Source organism: Klebsiella sp. 141203 (genome assembly GCF_032601985.1).
Lineage (GTDB): Bacteria > Pseudomonadota > Gammaproteobacteria > Enterobacterales > Enterobacteriaceae > Klebsiella > Klebsiella aerogenes.
This window is the reverse complement of sequence record NZ_JAQIRL010000003.1, coordinates 795,477-812,153: the sequence shown is the minus strand read 5'-3', so window position 1 is coordinate 812,153 and position 16,677 is coordinate 795,477. Positions and strand designations below refer to the sequence as shown.

Genomic DNA, 16,677 nt, shown 5'->3' with positions numbered 1-16,677 from the left:
GAGCCATGATCAAACTCTTCAATTTAAGTTTGATGCTCGTGAATTAAACTTCGTAATGAATTACGTATGTTCACTCAGAGACTTGGTATTCATTTTTCGTCCGAGGACGTTAAGAATCCATGTCACTTTGAGTGCCCACACAGATTGTCTGATAAATTGTTAAAGAGCAGTTGCAACGCGGCTTTCAGCTCACCGTTGCGAGGTCCCGTATAATACGTTTTCCTCATTCAGAGTCAAGCGCTTATTTCGCTTTTCCCTGTCGGTTTTCAGCGTCGTATTTCACTGCTGAAACCCTGCTGACCCGGCGGCTTGTTTGCCGTTGTTCCGTGTCAGTGGAGGCGAATTATAGGGAGTAATTCTGAAGTGACAAGCATAAATTCAAAAAAACAATTCAAGCGCTCACTTTTCAACCAAACCATCGTTTGGACTTTAATTCTTGCCTGGTTTTTAAACAAAAACGAGCCCTGAGGGCCCGTTTTTGTCGTTTTGTGACTTACTGCACTGCCACGATACGGTCGTCTTTCACCACCAGCTCGACGGTTTTCCCCGGAACCAGCTCGCCAGAGAGGATTTGCTGAGCTAACGGGTTCTCTATCTGTTGCTGGATAGCACGTTTCAATGGACGCGCGCCGTATACCGGGTCATAGCCATTTTCGCTGAGCAGCTTCAGCGCCTCATCGGACATATGCACTTCATAGCCGCGTTCTTCCAGACGTTTATACAAACGCTGCAGTTGGATCTGCGCAATAGAAGCAATATGTTTTTCACCCAACGGATGGAAGACCACCACTTCATCAATACGGTTGATAAACTCCGGACGGAAGCGCTGGCTAACCACGCCAAGCACCAGATCCTTCATATGACCGTAGTCCAGATCGCCGAAACGTTCCTGAATCAAATCGGAACCGAGGTTAGAGGTCATGATGACAACCGTATTACGGAAGTCGACCGTTCTCCCCTGCCCGTCGGTCAAGCGACCATCGTCAAGCACCTGCAGCAGAATGTTAAATACATCCGGATGCGCTTTTTCCACTTCATCCAGCAGGATGACGGAATAAGGACGACGACGGACCGCTTCGGTCAGATACCCGCCCTCTTCGTAACCCACGTATCCCGGAGGCGCACCGACCAGACGCGAGACGGAGTGTTTCTCCATAAACTCGGACATATCGATACGCACCATCGCGTCGTCGCTGTCGAACATGAAGTTAGCCAGCGTTTTGCAAAGCTCGGTTTTACCCACCCCGGTCGGGCCGAGGAACAGGAACGAACCAATTGGCCGGTTCGGGTCAGACAACCCGGCACGGCTACGGCGAATGGCGTTGGATACCGCTTCAACCGCCTCATCCTGGCCAATGACGCGATGATGTAGATCCTGCTCCATACGCAGCAGTTTCTCACGCTCGCTTTCCATCATGCGCGCCACCGGAATCCCGGTCCAGCGCGCCAGCACTTCGGCAATCTCGGCATCGGTTACTTTGTTACGTAACAGGCGCATCGTTTTGCCTTCAGACTGGGTGGCTGCCGCCAGCTGTTTTTCCAGCTCCGGAATTTTACCGTATTGCAGTTCGGACATCCGCGCGAGGTCGCCAAGACGTCGTGCTTGTTCGATGGCAATTTTGGCTTGTTCCAGCTCAGCTTTAATAGTCTGCGTACCGGAGAGCGATGCTTTTTCCGCTTTCCACTCTTCTTCCAGCACCGAATACTGACTTTCTTTGTCCGCCAGCTCTTCATTAAGCATATCGAGACGCTTCAGGCTCGCTTCATCCGCCTCTTTCTTCAGCGCCTGCTGTTCCAGCTTCAACTGGATGATACGGCGATCGAGACGGTCCAACTCTTCCGGCTTAGAGTCGATCTGCATACGGATGCTGGAGGCCGCTTCATCGATAAGGTCGATGGCTTTATCCGGCAACTGACGGTCAGCAATATAGCGATGCGACAGGGTCGCCGCCGCCACGATGGCCGGGTCAGTGATCTGCACGTGGTGGTGCAGTTCATAACGTTCTTTCAGACCGCGCAGAATCGCGATGGTATCTTCTACCGTCGGCTCGGCAACGAACACTTTCTGGAAACGACGTTCCAGCGCGGCGTCTTTTTCAATGTACTGGCGGTATTCATCAAGGGTGGTGGCGCCGACGCAGTGCAGTTCACCGCGCGCCAGGGCCGGCTTCAGCATGTTGCCGGCATCCATCGCGCCGTCGGCTTTACCCGCGCCGACCATGGTGTGCAGCTCATCGATAAACAGGATAACGTTGCCTTCCTGTTTCGCCAGATCGTTCAGCACGCCTTTCAGACGCTCTTCGAATTCACCGCGATATTTCGCCCCGGCCACCAGCGCGCCCATATCCAGCGCCAATACCCGACGGCCTTTCAGCCCTTCTGGTACTTCGCCGTTGACGATACGCTGCGCCAGTCCTTCGACGATTGCTGTTTTACCCACCCCAGGCTCACCAATCAGCACCGGGTTGTTTTTAGTACGGCGCTGAAGTACCTGGATGGTACGACGGATCTCTTCATCACGGCCGATCACCGGGTCCAGCTTGCCTTGTTCGGCCCGTTCGGTCAGATCGACGGTAAATTTTTTCAATGCCTGACGTTGGTCTTCGGCACCCTGATCGTTCACGCTTTCACCTCCGCGCATTTGTTCAATCGCCTGAGTCACATTGGCGGTTGTTGCTCCGGCAGATTTCAGCAGGTCGGTCAGCGTACCGCGTGATTCAAGCGCCGCCAGAACGAACAGTTCTGACGAAATAAAGTTATCCTTTCTCTTTTGCGCCAGCTTGTCGCAAAGATTGAGAATACGCACCAGATCCTGAGACGGCTGCACGTCGCCGCCGGTACCTTCTACCTGCGGTAAACGGCTCAGCGCCTGTTCGATTTGGCTGCGTAACGCCACGGCGTTAACACCCGCCGAGGTTAATAAAGGATGTACCGATCCCCCTTCCTGATTCAGTAAGGCGCTCATTAGATGAAGTGGTTCGATGAATTGGTTGTCGTGCCCGAGTGCTAGCGACTGGGCATCGGCAAGAGCAAGCTGGAATTTATTAGTAAGACGATCCAGACGCATAACTCCTCCCATAAACAGGTCAAATTTGCTACTGGAGATTAAATGAGGTCATCCCTCAATTATTCAAGGTTAAAGACCTGAACTATGTGAAAAATAAGTTTGCCTTCTGGATCGTCTTGATTCTCTAGGTTATATCAGCCAAATGAAACTTGCCATACGACCTGTGGTCTTGTCGCGACGATAAGAGAAAAAATCATCCTTTTCACTTAGAGTGCAACGATCGCCGCCGAAAATCTGCTCAACGCCGACGTTAGCCAGACGCTGACGAGCCAATTGATAGATATTAGCAAAATATTTTTCACCGGCAGGACGGAAGGCGCTCTCCGCCTGGGCATCTTTGGCGATGAAAGCCTCGCGTACTTCCGCACCGACTTCAAACGCCTCTGGGCCAATTGCCGGACCAAGCCAGGCCAGAATATTTTCCGGTTTATCTTTAAAGCAGGCGACCGTTTCTTCCAGTACGCCTTCACATAAGCCGCGCCATCCGGCGTGCGCCGCCGCCACCTCGGTTCCGGCGCGGTTACAGAACAGCACCGGCAGGCAGTCCGCGGTCATCACCGCACAAACGGTACCCGGCCTATTACAGTATGACGCATCGGCGCGTTTTGACACGTACGGCCCGCCATCCAATTTTAGTACCATGGTGCCGTGCACCTGCTCCAGCCACACCGGATAAGAGGGTAAACCCCCAGCGGCAAACATCCGCCGGCGGTTTTCTTCGACATGCAGGAGATCGTCGCCGCAATGGGCGCCAAGGTTCAACGAGTCATACGGAGGCAGGCTCACGCCGCCCACACGAGTAGAACTACAGGCCGCTACGCCTTTCGGCATTGGCCACTGCGGAACAATCAGCTTTGTCATAACCAGTCAATATCGTCCTTATGGGCTTCAAAATCGGCGCGCATGGCGTCGATCAGTTCCACCATATCCTGCGGGATCGGCGCATGCCATTCCATCTCAATGCCGGTTATTGGGTGATACAAACGCAGCATGGTCGCGTGCAATGCCTGGCGATCGAATTTGCGCAGCGCGTTGATGAACTCGTCCGATGCCCCTTTCGGCGGACGCGGGCGGCCGCCGTAAACCTGATCGCCCACCAGAGGATGGGTGATATGCGCCATATGGACGCGAATCTGGTGGGTACGGCCGGTTTCCAGACGCAGGCGCAAACGGGTGTGGATACGGAAATGCTCCATAATGCGGTAATGGGTCACCGCCGGTTTACCCATCGGGTGAACCGCCATATGCGTACGCTTGGTTGGGTGACGGCTGATTGGTTCTTCAACCGTACCGCCAGCGGTCATATGGCCGATGGCCACCGCTTCATACTCGCGGGTAATTTCGCGCAGCTGCAGCGACTCGACCAGACGCGTTTGCGCCGGAATAGTCTTCGCCACGACCATCAGGCCGGTGGTGTCTTTATCCAGACGGTGAACAATACCCGCGCGAGGGACATCGGCAATGGGCGGATAGTAATGCAGCAGCGCATTCAGCACAGTACCGTCAGGGTTGCCCGCACCGGGGTGCACAACCAAATCACGTGGTTTGTTGATGACCAGGATGTCGTCATCTTCATAGACGATATTGAGCGGAATATCCTGCGGTTCAAAACGCACGTCTTCCTCGATCTCAACATCGATAGAGACGGCCTCGCCGCCAAAAACTTTTTCTTTCGGCTTGTCGATGACGTTGCCGTTTACCAGCACGCGCTGGTCAAGGATCCATTCTTTTATCCGCGAACGTGAATAATCCGGGAACAATTCGGCCAAAGCCTGATCTAAGCGTTGACCGAGTTGATTTTCGGACACCGTTGCGGTGAGTTGTACTCGTTGTGCCATATACAGCTTCTTCGTTTAACGTTGGGTTTTACGGCTTTGCCGTTTAATATAGTGTGCTATTGTAGCTGGTCTTAATCGGGAGCAGGAACAGAGATTCTCCCGCATAAACATTTTGAGGAAGTCAAAACGTCATGACGCGCATGAAATACCTGGTGGCAGCAGCCACACTGAGCCTGGCTTTGGTGGGTTGCTCTGGCTCAAAGGAGGAGGTGCCTGATAATCCGCCGAATGAAATTTACGCGACCGCCCAGCAAAAGTTGCAGGACGGTAACTGGAAACAGGCAATAACGCAACTGGAAGCGTTGGATAATCGCTATCCATTTGGTCCTTACTCCCAACAGGTACAGCTGGACCTGATTTATGCGTATTACAAAAATGCCGATTTGCCGCTGGCTCAAGCCGCAATCGATCGTTTCGCTCGTCTGAATCCTACGCATCCAAACATTGATTACGTCATCTATATGCGCGGCCTGACTAACATGGCCCTCGATGACAGCGCCCTGCAGGGCTTCTTCGGCGTCGATCGTTCCGACCGCGACCCGCAGCACGCTCGCGACGCATTCAATGATTTCTCGAAGCTGGTTCGCGGTTATCCGAACAGCCAGTACGCCACTGACGCCTACAAGCGTCTGGTGTTCCTGAAAGACCGTCTGGCGAAGTATGAGCTATCGGTGGTGGATTATTACACCGACCGCGGCGCCTGGGTTGCCGTCGTGAACCGCGTTGACGGTATGCTGCGTAACTACCCGGATACGCAGGCCACTCGCGATGCGCTGCCGAAGATGGAAAACGCCTATCGTCAGATGCAAATGAACGCGCAGGCTGACAAAGTCGCCAAAATCATCGCCGCCAACGGCAAAAACACCTGAGGGTGATAGCAGAAAGCAAAACGGCAGCCCCTGGCTGCCGTTTTTTTATTCAATGAACACCAGCGCTGAAGCGGTTTAGCGCCGAGTTAACTCATCAAATATGGCCCCCTTTCTTCATTTCGACAAGTAAAATCTCATCCGTTCCTGTCCTGTCTCACAAAATGAATTCGTTGACAAAAAGTGACATTTAAATGTGATTTAGATCACACATTTTGACATTGGGCGAGGTATGCTGGGTTCACCAAGACGGGAAAGACAAGAGGTAAAATTTATGACAATGAACATTACCAGTAAACAAATGGAAATTACTCCGGCAATCCGCCAGCATGTCGCAGACCGTCTCGCCAAACTGGATAAGTGGCAAACTCATTTAATCAACCCGCACATCATTCTCTCTAAGGAGCCGCAGGGTTTTATTGCTGACGCAACCATCAATACGCCGAACGGTCATCTGGTTGCCAGCGCGCGTCATGAAGACATGTACGCCGCCATTAACGAATTGATCAACAAGCTGGAACGGCAGCTGAATAAAGTGCAACACAAAGGGGAAGCCCGCCGCGCCGCCACATCGGTGAAAGAGGCTGGCTTTGTGGAAGAAGAAGAGTAATCCTTAACTTAAGTTGTGTCATGCCACGCGCCTTCGGGCGCGTTTTTCGTTTTTTAATTGACAGGATGAAAACAGTACAGGTACTGTAATCCACACTAACCTAAGGAATTCATCGTGAAACGACTCCCGTTCTTCTTCGCATTCTTTTTTACCTTCCCCTGACTGGGAGGCGGTTCGTCGTATAAGAAAGAATGCGAAGACGAATAACAAGGCCTCCCACGCGGGAGGCCTTTTTTATTGATAACAAGAAAGGCAACACAATCATGACCGAGGAAAACCCATTACTGGCCCTGCGCGACAAAATAAGCGCCCTGGATGAAAAACTGCTCGCGCTGCTGGCTGAACGCCGCGGCCTGGCGGTGGAAGTCGGGAAAGCGAAGCTGGAATCGCACCGTCCGGTACGCGATATCGACCGCGAACGCGACCTGCTGGAGCGTTTAATGACGCTTGGCAAAAAGCACCATCTGGACGCCCACTACATTACCCGCCTGTTCCAGCTGATTATTGAAGACTCCGTTCTTACCCAGCAGGCGCTTCTGCAGCAGCATCTTAATAAGATTAACCCCCACTCCGCGCGTATCGCCTTCCTGGGGCCTAAAGGCTCGTACTCACATCTTGCCGCGCGCCAGTACGCCGCGCGTCATTTTGAGCAATTTATCGAAAGCGGCTGCGCGAAATTCGCCGATATCTTTGAGCAGGTCGAAACCGGTCAGGCCGATTACGCCGTCGTGCCGATTGAAAACACCAGCTCCGGCGGGATCAACGATGTGTACGATCTGCTGCAGCATACCAGTCTGTCGATCGTCGGCGAACTGACGCTGCCAATCGATCACTGTGTGCTCGTTTCCTCCTCAACGGACGCCGATAAGATCAAGACCGTCTATAGCCATCCGCAGCCGTTCCAGCAGTGCAGCCAGTATTTAAGCCGCTATCCGCACTGGAAAATCGAGTACACCGAGAGCACCTCGGCGGCGATGGAAAAGGTCGCGCAAGCAAAATCCCCCACCGTTGCCGCGCTGGGTAGCGAGGCCGGCGGCGCGCTGTACGGGCTGCAGGTGCTGGAGCACTGCCAGGCTAACCAGACGCAAAACATCACTCGTTTCCTGGTACTGGCGCGTAAAGCGGTGAACGTATCCGATCAGGTGCCGGCGAAAACGACGCTGTTAATCGCCACCGGCCAACAGGCAGGCGCGCTGGTTGAAGCGCTACTGGTGCTGCGTAACCACAACCTGATCATGAGCAAGCTGGAATCGCGGCCAATCCACGGTAACCCGTGGGAAGAGATGTTTTATCTGGATATTCAGGCCAACCTGGAATCCCTTCCGCTACGTAAGGCTTTAAAAGAGCTGGCCGAAATTACCCGTTCGATGAAAGTACTGGGCTGTTACCCAAGCGAAAACGTCGTGCCGGTCGACCCGGCTTAACGTTCAATAAATTGCCGTTTCTTCATCCCTGCCACCGCAACCGGCAGGGTGAAGATGGCGCCGGAAAGCGGATATTGCGCCACTTCGTCGGCGTCCATATTTTCCCGGGTGGTAGTGATATAGAGCGTTTTCATGTCCGCGCCGCCGAAACATACCATCGTGGGGCAACGCACCGGCACGCGATACTCTTCCAGTTGTTCTCCGTTCGGCGAAAAGCGGGCAATCCGCCAGCCGTCAAACATCGCGCTCCAGTAACAGCCTTCTTCATCAACCGCCGCACCGTCAGGGATCCCCTCTCCAGGATGGAAACGACGAAGTACTTCCCGTTTGCCCGGCTCGCCCTGCTCATCCAGCGGCGTGCGGTAAATGACCGCGTTCGGCGTATCGGAGGTATACATCCAGCGCTTATCGTCGCTAAACGCCAGACCATTAGCACCATGAATATCGCACTGCACCACCTTTGGCGTCAGGTCATTATCAATCCGTACCAGCAGCGCGCCATTGTAATCCCCCGGCCCCCAGAAGGTCCCTGCGTAAAAACGGCCATCCCGGTCGGTGCCGCCGTCGTTAAAACGCGCCAGATCCGGGTTACTTGGGTTATCACAGATTTTGCGTTGCAGCAGACCGCGGGCATCACAAAGCCAGATACCGCTACGTAAGGCGACGATAAAACCGCCCTTCTCGCGTAGAGCAAAACAGCCCACTTCTTCGGGAAATTGCAGAACCTGGTGTTCTTTACTGCGTGTATCGTAGCGGTGAATTTCGCACTCCAGAATATCCGCCCAGTACAGTGCCTGCTCGGCATCGCTCCAGGTTGGGCATTCCGGCAGGTGCCCGACGTAATCAAACAGCGGTTGCGGTTGAGCCATCTTTTCATCCCTATAAAAAAAGCCAGCGGGTTACCCCTCTGGCTTTATTGTATACACGTTTAGCGGACTTACTGTCGATTATCATTCGCCTGACGCAGCAGCGTGCGGCTTTCGCTCTGGAAGCGCTGGGCGTAATCGCCAAACCAGTGTTCGACTTTACGGAAGCTGTCGATAAACGCCTGCTTATCGCCCTGCTCCAGCAGACCAATCGCTTCGCCGAACCGCTGGTAGTAGCGCTTAATTAACGCCAGATTATTTTCTGACGACATAATGATGTCGGCATACAGCTGCGGATCCTGGGCAAACAGACGCCCCACCATCGCCAGCTCCAGTCGATAAATCGGCGAAGAGAGCGCCAATAGTTGCTCAAGACGAACGTTCTCTTCAGCCAGATGCAGGCCATAGGCGAAAGTGGCAAAGTGACGCAACGCCTGAATAAACGCCATGTTCTGATCGTGCTCAACGGCGCTGATGCGGTGCAGTCGCGCGCCCCAGACCTGAATCTGTTCAAGGAACCACTGGTACGCTTCCGGCTGACGCCCGTCGCAGTAAACCACCACCTGTTTCGCCAGGCTGCCGCTATCCGGACCAAACATCGGGTGCAATCCCAATACCGGGCCATTATGCGCTGCCAGCATCGCCTGCAGCGGCTCGGCTTTGATGGAAGCCAGATCGACCAGAATGCAATCCGCTGGCAGCGGCGGCAGACGCGAAATCGTCTCTGCTGTGGTATGGATCGGAACGCTGACGATAACCATCCCGGCATCGGCGACAATCTCTGTCGCCCGCGGCCAGTCTTCTTTTTCCAGTACCCGCACCTGATAGCCTGACAGCGTCAGCATCTTCTCAAACAGACGCCCCATCTGCCCGCCGCCGCCAACAATAACCACCGGGCGCAGGTTCGGGTGCAGCGTTTTGAAGCCTTTGTCGTTTTCACTTGAATACGATTCGCGCATCACCCGACGCAGGACATCCTCGATAAGATCCGGCGGCACACCGAGCGCCGCCGCCTCTTCCCGGCGGGAAGCCAGCATCGCGGCTTCGCGTTCCGGTACATAAATCGGCAGGCCATATTTACTCTTAACCTCGCCAACTTCCGCCACCAACTCCAGGCGCTTTGCCAGCAAATCAAGCAGCGCCTTATCAACTTCATCAATTTGATCGCGCAATGCGGTCAGTTCAGCAACCATACAATCCTCTTAACCCAGACGTGCCGCCAGATGTCCGCGCAAATCGCTATCGAGCTCGCGCAGCAGTGCATCGGTAGTTTCCCAGCTGATGCAGGCATCGGTGACGGATACGCCGTACTTCATATCGCAACGGGGCTGCTCAGAAGACTGATTGCCTTCGTGGATATTGCTCTCAATCATCAGGCCAATGATGGAACGGTTGCCATCTTTGATCTGCGCGACGACGGATTCCGCAACCGCCGGCTGACGACGGTAGTCTTTATTGGAATTACCATGACTGCAATCTATCATCAGCGACGGTTTCAGTCCCGCCTGCGCCATCTCTTTTTCGCACTTCTCAACGTCTTCCGGGCCGTAGTTTGGCGCTTTACCGCCGCGCAGAATGACGTGACCATCCGGATTCCCCTGGGTCTGCAGCAGGCAAACCTGGCCGGCCTGGTTGATGCCGACGAAGCGGTGCGGCATCGCGGCGGCGCGCATGGCGTTGATCGCCGTCGCCAGGCTGCCATCGGTACCGTTTTTAAAACCAACCGGCATCGACAGACCGGATGCCATTTCACGGTGAGTCTGCGATTCAGTGGTACGCGCGCCGATGGCGGACCAGCTGAACAGATCGCCAAGGTACTGCGGGCTATTAGGATCGAGCGCTTCTGTCGCCAGCGGCAGGCCCATATTGACCAAATCAACCAGCAGACGACGCGCTATCTTGAGACCGCCTTCAACATCAAACGAGCCATCCATGTGCGGATCGTTAATCAGCCCTTTCCAGCCAACGGTGGTACGTGGCTTTTCAAAATAGACGCGCATCACCAGGTAGAGGCTATCGCTGACCTCTGCGGCAAGGGCTTTAAATCGACGAGCATATTCGATAGCAGCTTCCGGATCGTGGATTGAGCAAGGACCGCAGACCACCAACAGACGCGGATCGCGGCCGGCAATAATGTTGGAAATAGTCTGGCGGGAATGCGCGATCTGCGCTTCCTGCTCCACGGTTAACGGGAATTCGGCTTTCAGCTGATCCGGGGTAATCAGAACTTGTTCATCGGTAATATGTACGTTATTCAGCGCGTCTTTTTGCATGATGGCGATCCTGTATAGCTCGTTTGCGATAGTTGTTGCCTCAGCGGGCATGACGTAACCATACCATATAAAGTAAAGATATCAATCCATATTACGTAAACATTAATTTACACCAGCAAAATAATTGACATTGGATTAGCAGAAAACTGTTCACATAAATGTACACGTAACGAAAGACTCTTTTTGCCGCCGCGCTTTACGCATTCCTTTACTAAAATTCCTGGTAAGGATTATCTCAAAGCGGCCGGGGCAGCTAATGACGCTTTTTGCCAATAATGCTATTCTCCGCTCAGGCAACTGCGAACTGCGTTTCCCGTGCAATAACGATTTGACGGACCCGTTAATGAAAGAGTTTTACCGTCTATTTTTGCTTTTCTTTTTGCTCATCGCGGGAGTTCCCGCTTTTGCCGCTGAGACATCTGAGAACGTTCGCGCCATAGTTTCGGGGATTGTGACTTATACGCGCTGGCCAAATTTATCCGGCCCGCCGAAGTTATGCGTTTTTTCCACCTCCCGATATATCCGCAGTTTGGCTCAGGAAGCGCCGGAAAATTTACCTTATCAACCGGTGATAGTTCGAAATTCACAGGAAGCCCTAAAGGCCAGCTGCGACGGTTTGTATTTCGGCAGCGAAACCCCGGATCAGCAGTCTGCATTAACAAAAAAATATGGCTCCCGTCCTCTATTACTCATAGCGGAACAAAATACCGATTGCTCTTTTGGCAGCGCTTTTTGCTTGCTCATAAATGACGATAGGGTGAGGTTTTCCGTTAATCTGGATGTCCTGACGCATAGCGGTGTACGGGTCAATCCGGACGTACTGATGCTTGCCCGGAAGAAATCACATGAATAAGGATTTTTCTCAGGCCCCGCGCCCCACTTTCAAAAACGCGTTACGCCGAATCAGTATGATAAGCGTAGTGATTTCGATGACGCTGGTCTGGCTTTTGCTCAGTGCCGCCTCTGTCATCACGTTAAAACAGTACGCGCAAAAAAATCTTGAGCTCACCGCGGCAACCATGGGCCGCAGTCTCGAAGCGGCGCTGGTTTTTGGCGATGCTACCGCCGCAGAAGATACGCTGGCGACGCTTGGAAGACAGGGACAATTTTCCGAAGCTATGCTGCTGGACAGCCGTCAGCGCCATTTCGCCGATTGGCGTAATGACGCCTTAGTTAAAAACGAAAAATTCAGTGGTTATATTAGTAAATGGCTGTTTCCTGAACCGACCGTCCAGCCAATCTGGCATCAGGGGAAAATAATCGGTGAGCTTCGTCTGAAGGCGCTCGATCGGTTAATCAGTCATTTTCTTGGTACTTCGCTGATCGTGTTGACCGGTAGTATTCTGCTGGCGTCCGTTATCGCCCTGATGCTCACCCATTCTCTGCACCGCGGTATTGTCGCCGCACTGCAAAGTATTACCGAAGTGGTACATGATATCCGCGAAAACCGCCATTTCTCGCGCCGTGTACCGGAAGAGCGTATTGAGGAATTCCATCTCTTCGCCCAGGACTTCAATAGCCTGCTCGGAGAAATGGAGGATTGGCAGCGTCAACTACAGGCGAAAAATGCGCAACTGCTGCGCAGCTCGTTGCATGATCCACTAACGGGATTGGCGAATCGCGCGGCGTTTCGCAACGTCATCGGGAAGCTGATGGACGATGACGCGGCACGTCATAGTTCGGCGCTGCTGTTTCTTGACGGCGATAATTTCAAACTCATTAACGATAACTGGGGACACGCCGCCGGCGATAAAGTCCTTATTGAGGTCGCCAGCCGCCTGATGGCATTCGTTGGCGACCAACACCAGGCATGGCGCCTGGGCGGCGATGAATTCGCCATTTTATTGCACGATGTGCATACAGAAACCGAAGTCCAGGCGCTTTGCGCAACGCTGTCCGAACAGTTTCTTCAGCCATTCAACCTCCACAATGGCCACACGGCAACGCTCTCTCTAAGTATTGGCTATGCTTTGACCTGGGAACACACCTCGGTGGAGGAGCTGCAGGAACTGGCCGATCAGAATATGTATCGGATGAAAAACCAGCGTTTTCATCACACACAAAAATAAGAAGGAATTACTATGCTCAGGCAATTTATTGCGCCCACTCTTCTGGCTGCATTTCTCCTCACTGGGTGCCAGGCGCCAGGTAAGTTCTCGAAAGAACAGGTCGCGGCAATGAAGTCTTACGGCTTTACCGAAGCCGCCGGTGATTGGTCTTTAGGTTTGTCTGACAGCATTCTGTTTGACAAAAACGACTATCGCCTGCGTCCCGACAGCCAGCAGCAAATCCACAGTATGGCCGCACGGTTAGCTGAAACCGGTATTACCCATAGCCGTCTTGAAGGTCATACCGATAACTACGGCGAAGACAGCTACAACGAAGCGCTGTCATTAAAGCGCGCCAACAGCGTGGCGGATGCCTGGGCTGAAGGCGCGAAGATTCCGCGCAGTAATTTAACCACCCGCGGGTTAGGTAAAAAGTACCCCATCGCCAGCAACGATACCGCGGCAGGCCGTGCTGAAAACCGCCGCGTTACCGTGGTGATCAGCACGCCTTAAGTACGTTAGTCTACCGACTTTGCCAGCCTCATCGCTGAAGCCGCGCGCCAGCGCAGGTAATCAACCACGAGGCACGCCGCGAGGCTGACGCCCATCAGCGGCACCGCCAGCCCGAGCAGGAGCGCTATTAACAGCGCAAGCGCCCGGGCGGCGACACTTAACCCCAGCCACGCTTGCACCAACGTTTGTGCAGGATTAAACGCACTCTGCGCCGGACGGCGGATCCACCACAGGCGATAGCCGACGACGATCATGACGCACAGGGCCAACCCGAATGCCACCAACAGCAACTGGTTCGCCACCCCGAACAGTAAACCCATATGAAAATCGACGCCCCAACGGGTCAGCTTAGCCATCAACGGGAAATTGCTAAAGCGGGTACGATCCACGACTTGTAACGTCTCGCCATCGATGGCCACCGCATCGACCCGCGTCGGCCAGCTACGGTCAATTTCATTCACCGTCCACGCCATCCCCGCGCCTTTTGGCGGCCGGATCTCCAGCTTGCTGGCCGTCAACCCTGCGGCCTGCGCCACCTGTAATACGCTATCGAACCGATCCGCAGTCACTTTCACCTGTGGCTCATCCATTGCCATATGCGCCATGTGGTGCCCGGCGTGCGGATCGGGCGGCATCGCCTCCCCGCCATGAAGTTGCGTATTGACCTGCGGCGTTAGCCAGCCAAACGCGGCGCGCATCTTATCGACGTTACCGCCCGCCCACTGCGACCAGGTTAAGCCGGTGGCGGAAAACAGTAACATCCCAACCAGTAACATCCAGCCCAGCATCACGTGCAGACGGCGGGTATTTTGCAGCCGATTATTTATCCGCCGTTTCGGACGGGTCATCGCCCATAGCGCAATACCGCCCAACGCCGCAACCCATATCCAGGAGGCCGCCAGTTCGCTGTACAGTCTGCCGCCGTCGCCCAGCAGCAATGATTTATGCGCGTAATCAATCCACTGGCGCAGCGGTAAAATACCGCTGGTACCGTAAACCGTCAGATCGCCTTTGACCCGTAGCGTCACCGGGTCAACAAAAATAGCCCGGTTTTCTGATTCCCCCAGCCGCGGGTCGGCAAACATCACCCGCGTCGTTTCGCCGGCGGTAATACCCGGGCGCACGGCCTGCAGGCGGAGGTTGTTTTGCGTAGCCTCTTTGGCGACGGCAATTTGCGCGCTAAGCGGCTGTTTTTCGCCGTTGAGCGAGCCCTGTAAGGCCTCATGGTACAGCCAGTTTTCCAGTTGCGGCGTGGCGACATACAGCGTGCCGGTCAAGGCCGCGACAAAGATAAATGGTCCAATAAACAGACCAATATAGAAATGGAGGCGCCGCAGCAGGTTTAACCATGCCGCGCGCGAGGTGCAGGTTGTCATACTCTTCCTTTTTTAAAGCAAAAGAGGTCGTTGCGCAGTACGCAGATTCATTTTTATTAAAGGGAAAAAGCAGACAGCCGCGGCGGCGCGCGGGTTTCAGGGTAGAGCCAGGGGAAGTAGTGCCAGTGTTTTAATACCGGGCGAGAAGCCGGCAGGCGAATGCGCCGCAGGATCATGGCGAAGAACAGCGCCAGCGCGAACAGCAGCCCCGGTACGTGCGCTAATAGCACGCAATAGCCGCAGGCTTCGGCGTGATCAACCGGCATGCTATGCGCCGGCTGTGACGCGCTGTCAGCGCCGTGCATCATGGCCATCTCATGCCCGGACATCCCATCATGAGACTCGCCCATCGGCATAGCATGATGCATGCCCGGCATTGCGCTCATTGGATCTTTCTGTAGCGATATGGAGATCAGCGGCGCCACCACGATCAGCAGGATCGCAAACAGCGCCAGCCAGCCGGCCCGCCGTTGAAATGCTGATTGTGAAAAAATAGTGCCGTTCACCGCCCCTCCGAAATCCGGGCGATATTGTAATTGATTTACATCAAAATAGTTAAAATTTAGATAAAAAAAGGGCCAGCCATCTGGCCAGCCCTTTCTATCAGGATGTCGCGAAAGCGAATCTTAGTTAAGACGCTCTTTGATACGAGCAGACTTACCGGTACGCTCACGCAGGTAGTACAGTTTAGCTTTACGTACAGCACCACGACGTTTAACAGCAATGCTGTCAACTACCGGAGAGTGAGTCTGGAAGACACGCTCAACGCCTTCGCCGTTGGAAATTTTACGAACAGTGAATGCAGAGTGCAGACCGCGGTTACGAATAGCGATAACCACGCCCTCGAATGCCTGCAGACGTTTTTTGGAACCTTCAACAACCCATACTTTCACTTCCACGGTATCACCCGGACGGAAGGAAGGTACGTCCTGCTTCATCTGTTCTTGTTCAAGTTGCTTAATAATGTTGCTCATAATTTAATCTCTTATCCTGGGTAAACTGATATTGGGGGCTCACGCCTGCCCATCATGTTTATGCTGCTGTTGCGCGTGTTCGCTTTTGAACTGCGCCAGCAACTTTGCTTGCTCTTCAGTCAGAGCCAGGTTTTCCAGAAGTTCAGGTCTTCTAAGCCAGGTGCGGCCCAGCGACTGCTTCAGACGCCAGCGACGTATCTCAGCATGGTTTCCCGACAGCAATACTGGCGGTACTTCCATCTCCTCTAACACTTCAGGACGGGTATAGTGCGGGCAATCCAGCAACCCATCAGCAAAGGAATCTTCCGTTGCTGAGGCTTCATGTCCCAGTACTCCCGGAATGAACCGGGAAACGGAGTCAATCAGCGTCATTGCCGGTAACTCACCACCGCTGAGAACGTAATCGCCGATTGACCATTCTTCGTCAATTTCGGTTTGGATTACGCGCTCGTCTATCCCTTCGTAGCGACCACACACCAGAATCAGTTTCTGATTCGTTGCCAGTTCGCTGACGCCCGCTTGATCAAGCTTGCGTCCCTGAGGTGACAGATAAATCACCTTTGCGCCTTCACCTGCCGCGGCTTTTGCTGCATGAATGGCATCCCGTAAGGGTTGAACCATCATTAGCATCCCCGGTCCGCCGCCGTAAGGACGATCGTCCACGGTACGGTGCCGGTCATGAGCGAAGTCGCGAGGACTCCAGCTTTCGATGCTCAGCAGGCCATTTTTTACTGCCCGGCCAGTTACCCCGTAATCGGTAATTGCGCGGAACATTTCAGGAAACAGGCTAATTATGCCAATCCACATAGCGCCGTCTTTTAC

17 protein-coding genes and 1 other annotated feature are annotated in these 16,677 nt (G+C 53.9%); of the genes, 7 read left to right on the top strand and 10 right to left on the bottom strand.

Annotation, left to right across the window (positions count from 1 at the left end):
- Positions 1-493: 493 nt before the first annotated feature.
- The 3 genes from clpB to rluD form a co-directional block, all read right to left on the bottom strand.
- On the bottom strand, positions 494-3,067 hold the full coding sequence (gene clpB / locus PGR29_RS16470) for an ATP-dependent chaperone ClpB (RefSeq protein ID WP_113374581.1): 2,574 nt from the start codon (positions 3,065-3,067) through the stop codon (positions 494-496).
- 129 nt (positions 3,068-3,196) lie between these two features.
- Positions 3,197-3,928 carry a purine nucleoside phosphorylase YfiH gene (gene yfiH / locus PGR29_RS16465; RefSeq protein ID WP_316424910.1) on the bottom strand — a complete coding sequence of 244 codons (732 nt, stop codon included), beginning with the start codon at positions 3,926-3,928 and terminating at the stop codon, positions 3,197-3,199.
- Entirely contained in the window at positions 3,925-4,905 is a 981-nt protein-coding gene (rluD, locus tag PGR29_RS16460) for a 23S rRNA pseudouridine(1911/1915/1917) synthase RluD (protein ID WP_047077159.1), read from the bottom strand. Before rluD ends, yfiH begins: the two co-directional genes overlap by 4 nt.
- Before the next feature lie 131 nt (positions 4,906-5,036).
- On the opposite strand from rluD, the gene bamD reads away from it, so the two are divergent.
- From bamD to pheA, 4 genes are all read left to right on the top strand, one after another.
- Positions 5,037-5,774 carry an outer membrane protein assembly factor BamD gene (bamD, locus tag PGR29_RS16455; RefSeq protein WP_015370268.1) on the top strand — a complete coding sequence of 246 codons (738 nt, stop codon included), beginning with the start codon at positions 5,037-5,039 and terminating at the stop codon, positions 5,772-5,774.
- Positions 5,775-6,045: 271 nt separating this feature from the next.
- Entirely contained in the window at positions 6,046-6,381 is a 336-nt protein-coding gene (gene raiA / locus PGR29_RS16450; RefSeq protein WP_002914111.1) for a ribosome-associated translation inhibitor RaiA, read from the top strand.
- A gap of 113 nt (positions 6,382-6,494) precedes the next feature.
- Positions 6,495-6,619: a sequence feature (Phe leader region), on the top strand.
- Entirely contained in the window at positions 6,496-6,543 is a 48-nt protein-coding gene (gene pheL, locus PGR29_RS16445) for a pheA operon leader peptide PheL (RefSeq protein ID WP_100279143.1), read from the top strand. (Overlaps the previous feature by 48 nt.)
- Before the next feature lie 25 nt (positions 6,620-6,644).
- Complete coding sequence (gene pheA / locus PGR29_RS16440; RefSeq protein ID WP_045378394.1) at positions 6,645-7,805, top strand: bifunctional chorismate mutase/prephenate dehydratase; 1,161 nt, start codon at positions 6,645-6,647, stop codon at positions 7,803-7,805.
- Here pheA and PGR29_RS16435 read toward each other — a convergent pair.
- The 3 genes from PGR29_RS16435 to aroF form a co-directional block, all read right to left on the bottom strand.
- Entirely contained in the window at positions 7,802-8,674 is an 873-nt protein-coding gene (locus tag PGR29_RS16435) for an SMP-30/gluconolactonase/LRE family protein (RefSeq protein ID WP_015370266.1), read from the bottom strand. The genes pheA and PGR29_RS16435 overlap by 4 nt on opposite strands.
- Positions 8,675-8,742: 68 nt before the next feature.
- On the bottom strand, positions 8,743-9,864 hold the full coding sequence (tyrA, locus tag PGR29_RS16430; RefSeq protein WP_015703194.1) for a bifunctional chorismate mutase/prephenate dehydrogenase: 1,122 nt from the start codon (positions 9,862-9,864) through the stop codon (positions 8,743-8,745).
- 9 nt (positions 9,865-9,873) lie between these two features.
- Positions 9,874-10,944 carry a 3-deoxy-7-phosphoheptulonate synthase AroF gene (aroF, locus tag PGR29_RS16425; RefSeq protein WP_015370264.1) on the bottom strand — a complete coding sequence of 357 codons (1,071 nt, stop codon included), beginning with the start codon at positions 10,942-10,944 and terminating at the stop codon, positions 9,874-9,876.
- Between the two features lie 343 nt (positions 10,945-11,287).
- On the opposite strand from aroF, the gene PGR29_RS16420 reads away from it, so the two are divergent.
- From PGR29_RS16420 to PGR29_RS16410, 3 genes are read left to right on the top strand one after another with little or no spacing between them, the layout of a single operon-like run.
- Complete coding sequence (locus tag PGR29_RS16420; RefSeq protein WP_026612240.1) at positions 11,288-11,797, top strand: YfiR family protein; 510 nt, start codon at positions 11,288-11,290, stop codon at positions 11,795-11,797.
- The gene (dgcN, locus tag PGR29_RS16415; protein WP_087858625.1) at positions 11,790-13,013 is read left to right on the top strand and encodes a diguanylate cyclase DgcN; all 1,224 of its coding nucleotides are present in this window, start codon (positions 11,790-11,792) and stop codon (positions 13,011-13,013) included. Before PGR29_RS16420 ends, dgcN begins: the two co-directional genes overlap by 8 nt.
- A gap of 12 nt (positions 13,014-13,025) precedes the next feature.
- Positions 13,026-13,505, top strand: coding sequence for an OmpA family protein (locus PGR29_RS16410; RefSeq protein ID WP_047066771.1), 480 nt, complete (start codon positions 13,026-13,028; stop codon positions 13,503-13,505).
- Positions 13,506-13,510: 5 nt separating this feature from the next.
- Here the strand turns inward: PGR29_RS16410 and PGR29_RS16405 are convergent, their stop codons facing one another.
- From PGR29_RS16405 to trmD, 4 genes are all read right to left on the bottom strand, one after another.
- Positions 13,511-14,881, bottom strand: a complete 1,371-nt coding sequence (locus tag PGR29_RS16405; RefSeq protein ID WP_316424907.1) for a PepSY-associated TM helix domain-containing protein — start codon at positions 14,879-14,881, stop codon at positions 13,511-13,513.
- A 56-nt stretch (positions 14,882-14,937) separates the two neighbouring features.
- Positions 14,938-15,387 (bottom strand): DUF2946 domain-containing protein, encoded by a 450-nt coding sequence (locus PGR29_RS16400; protein WP_316424906.1) that lies wholly within the window; start codon positions 15,385-15,387, stop codon positions 14,938-14,940.
- A gap of 120 nt (positions 15,388-15,507) precedes the next feature.
- A complete protein-coding gene (rplS, locus tag PGR29_RS16395; RefSeq protein WP_002914145.1) occupies positions 15,508-15,855 on the bottom strand; it encodes a 50S ribosomal protein L19 in 348 nt (115 codons plus the stop codon).
- Positions 15,856-15,894: 39 nt separating this feature from the next.
- Positions 15,895-16,662: a tRNA (guanosine(37)-N1)-methyltransferase TrmD gene (gene trmD / locus PGR29_RS16390; RefSeq protein ID WP_008806092.1), complete on the bottom strand. Its 768-nt coding sequence runs from the start codon at positions 16,660-16,662 to the stop codon at positions 15,895-15,897.
- Positions 16,663-16,677 lie beyond the last annotated feature (15 nt).

Excerpts from the sequence above, each read along its gene's own strand:
- clpB (WP_113374581.1), bottom strand. The coding sequence starts at position 3,067 with ATGCGTCTGGATCGTCTTACTAATAAATTCCAGCTTGCTCTTGCCGAT.
- yfiH (WP_316424910.1), bottom strand. The coding sequence starts at position 3,928 with ATGACAAAGCTGATTGTTCCGCAGTGGCCAATGCCGAAAGGCGTAGCG.
- rluD (WP_047077159.1), bottom strand. The coding sequence starts at position 4,905 with ATGGCACAACGAGTACAACTCACCGCAACGGTGTCCGAAAATCAACTC.
- bamD (WP_015370268.1), top strand. The coding sequence starts at position 5,037 with ATGACGCGCATGAAATACCTGGTGGCAGCAGCCACACTGAGCCTGGCT.
- raiA (WP_002914111.1), top strand. The coding sequence starts at position 6,046 with ATGACAATGAACATTACCAGTAAACAAATGGAAATTACTCCGGCAATC.
- pheA (WP_045378394.1), top strand. The coding sequence starts at position 6,645 with ATGACCGAGGAAAACCCATTACTGGCCCTGCGCGACAAAATAAGCGCC.
- PGR29_RS16435 (WP_015370266.1), bottom strand. The coding sequence starts at position 8,674 with ATGGCTCAACCGCAACCGCTGTTTGATTACGTCGGGCACCTGCCGGAA.
- tyrA (WP_015703194.1), bottom strand. The coding sequence starts at position 9,864 with ATGGTTGCTGAACTGACCGCATTGCGCGATCAAATTGATGAAGTTGAT.
- aroF (WP_015370264.1), bottom strand. The coding sequence starts at position 10,944 with ATGCAAAAAGACGCGCTGAATAACGTACATATTACCGATGAACAAGTT.
- PGR29_RS16420 (WP_026612240.1), top strand. The coding sequence starts at position 11,288 with ATGAAAGAGTTTTACCGTCTATTTTTGCTTTTCTTTTTGCTCATCGCG.
- dgcN (WP_087858625.1), top strand. The coding sequence starts at position 11,790 with ATGAATAAGGATTTTTCTCAGGCCCCGCGCCCCACTTTCAAAAACGCG.
- PGR29_RS16410 (WP_047066771.1), top strand. The coding sequence starts at position 13,026 with ATGCTCAGGCAATTTATTGCGCCCACTCTTCTGGCTGCATTTCTCCTC.
- PGR29_RS16405 (WP_316424907.1), bottom strand. The coding sequence starts at position 14,881 with ATGACAACCTGCACCTCGCGCGCGGCATGGTTAAACCTGCTGCGGCGC.
- rplS (WP_002914145.1), bottom strand. The coding sequence starts at position 15,855 with ATGAGCAACATTATTAAGCAACTTGAACAAGAACAGATGAAGCAGGAC.
- trmD (WP_008806092.1), bottom strand. The coding sequence starts at position 16,662 with ATGTGGATTGGCATAATTAGCCTGTTTCCTGAAATGTTCCGCGCAATT.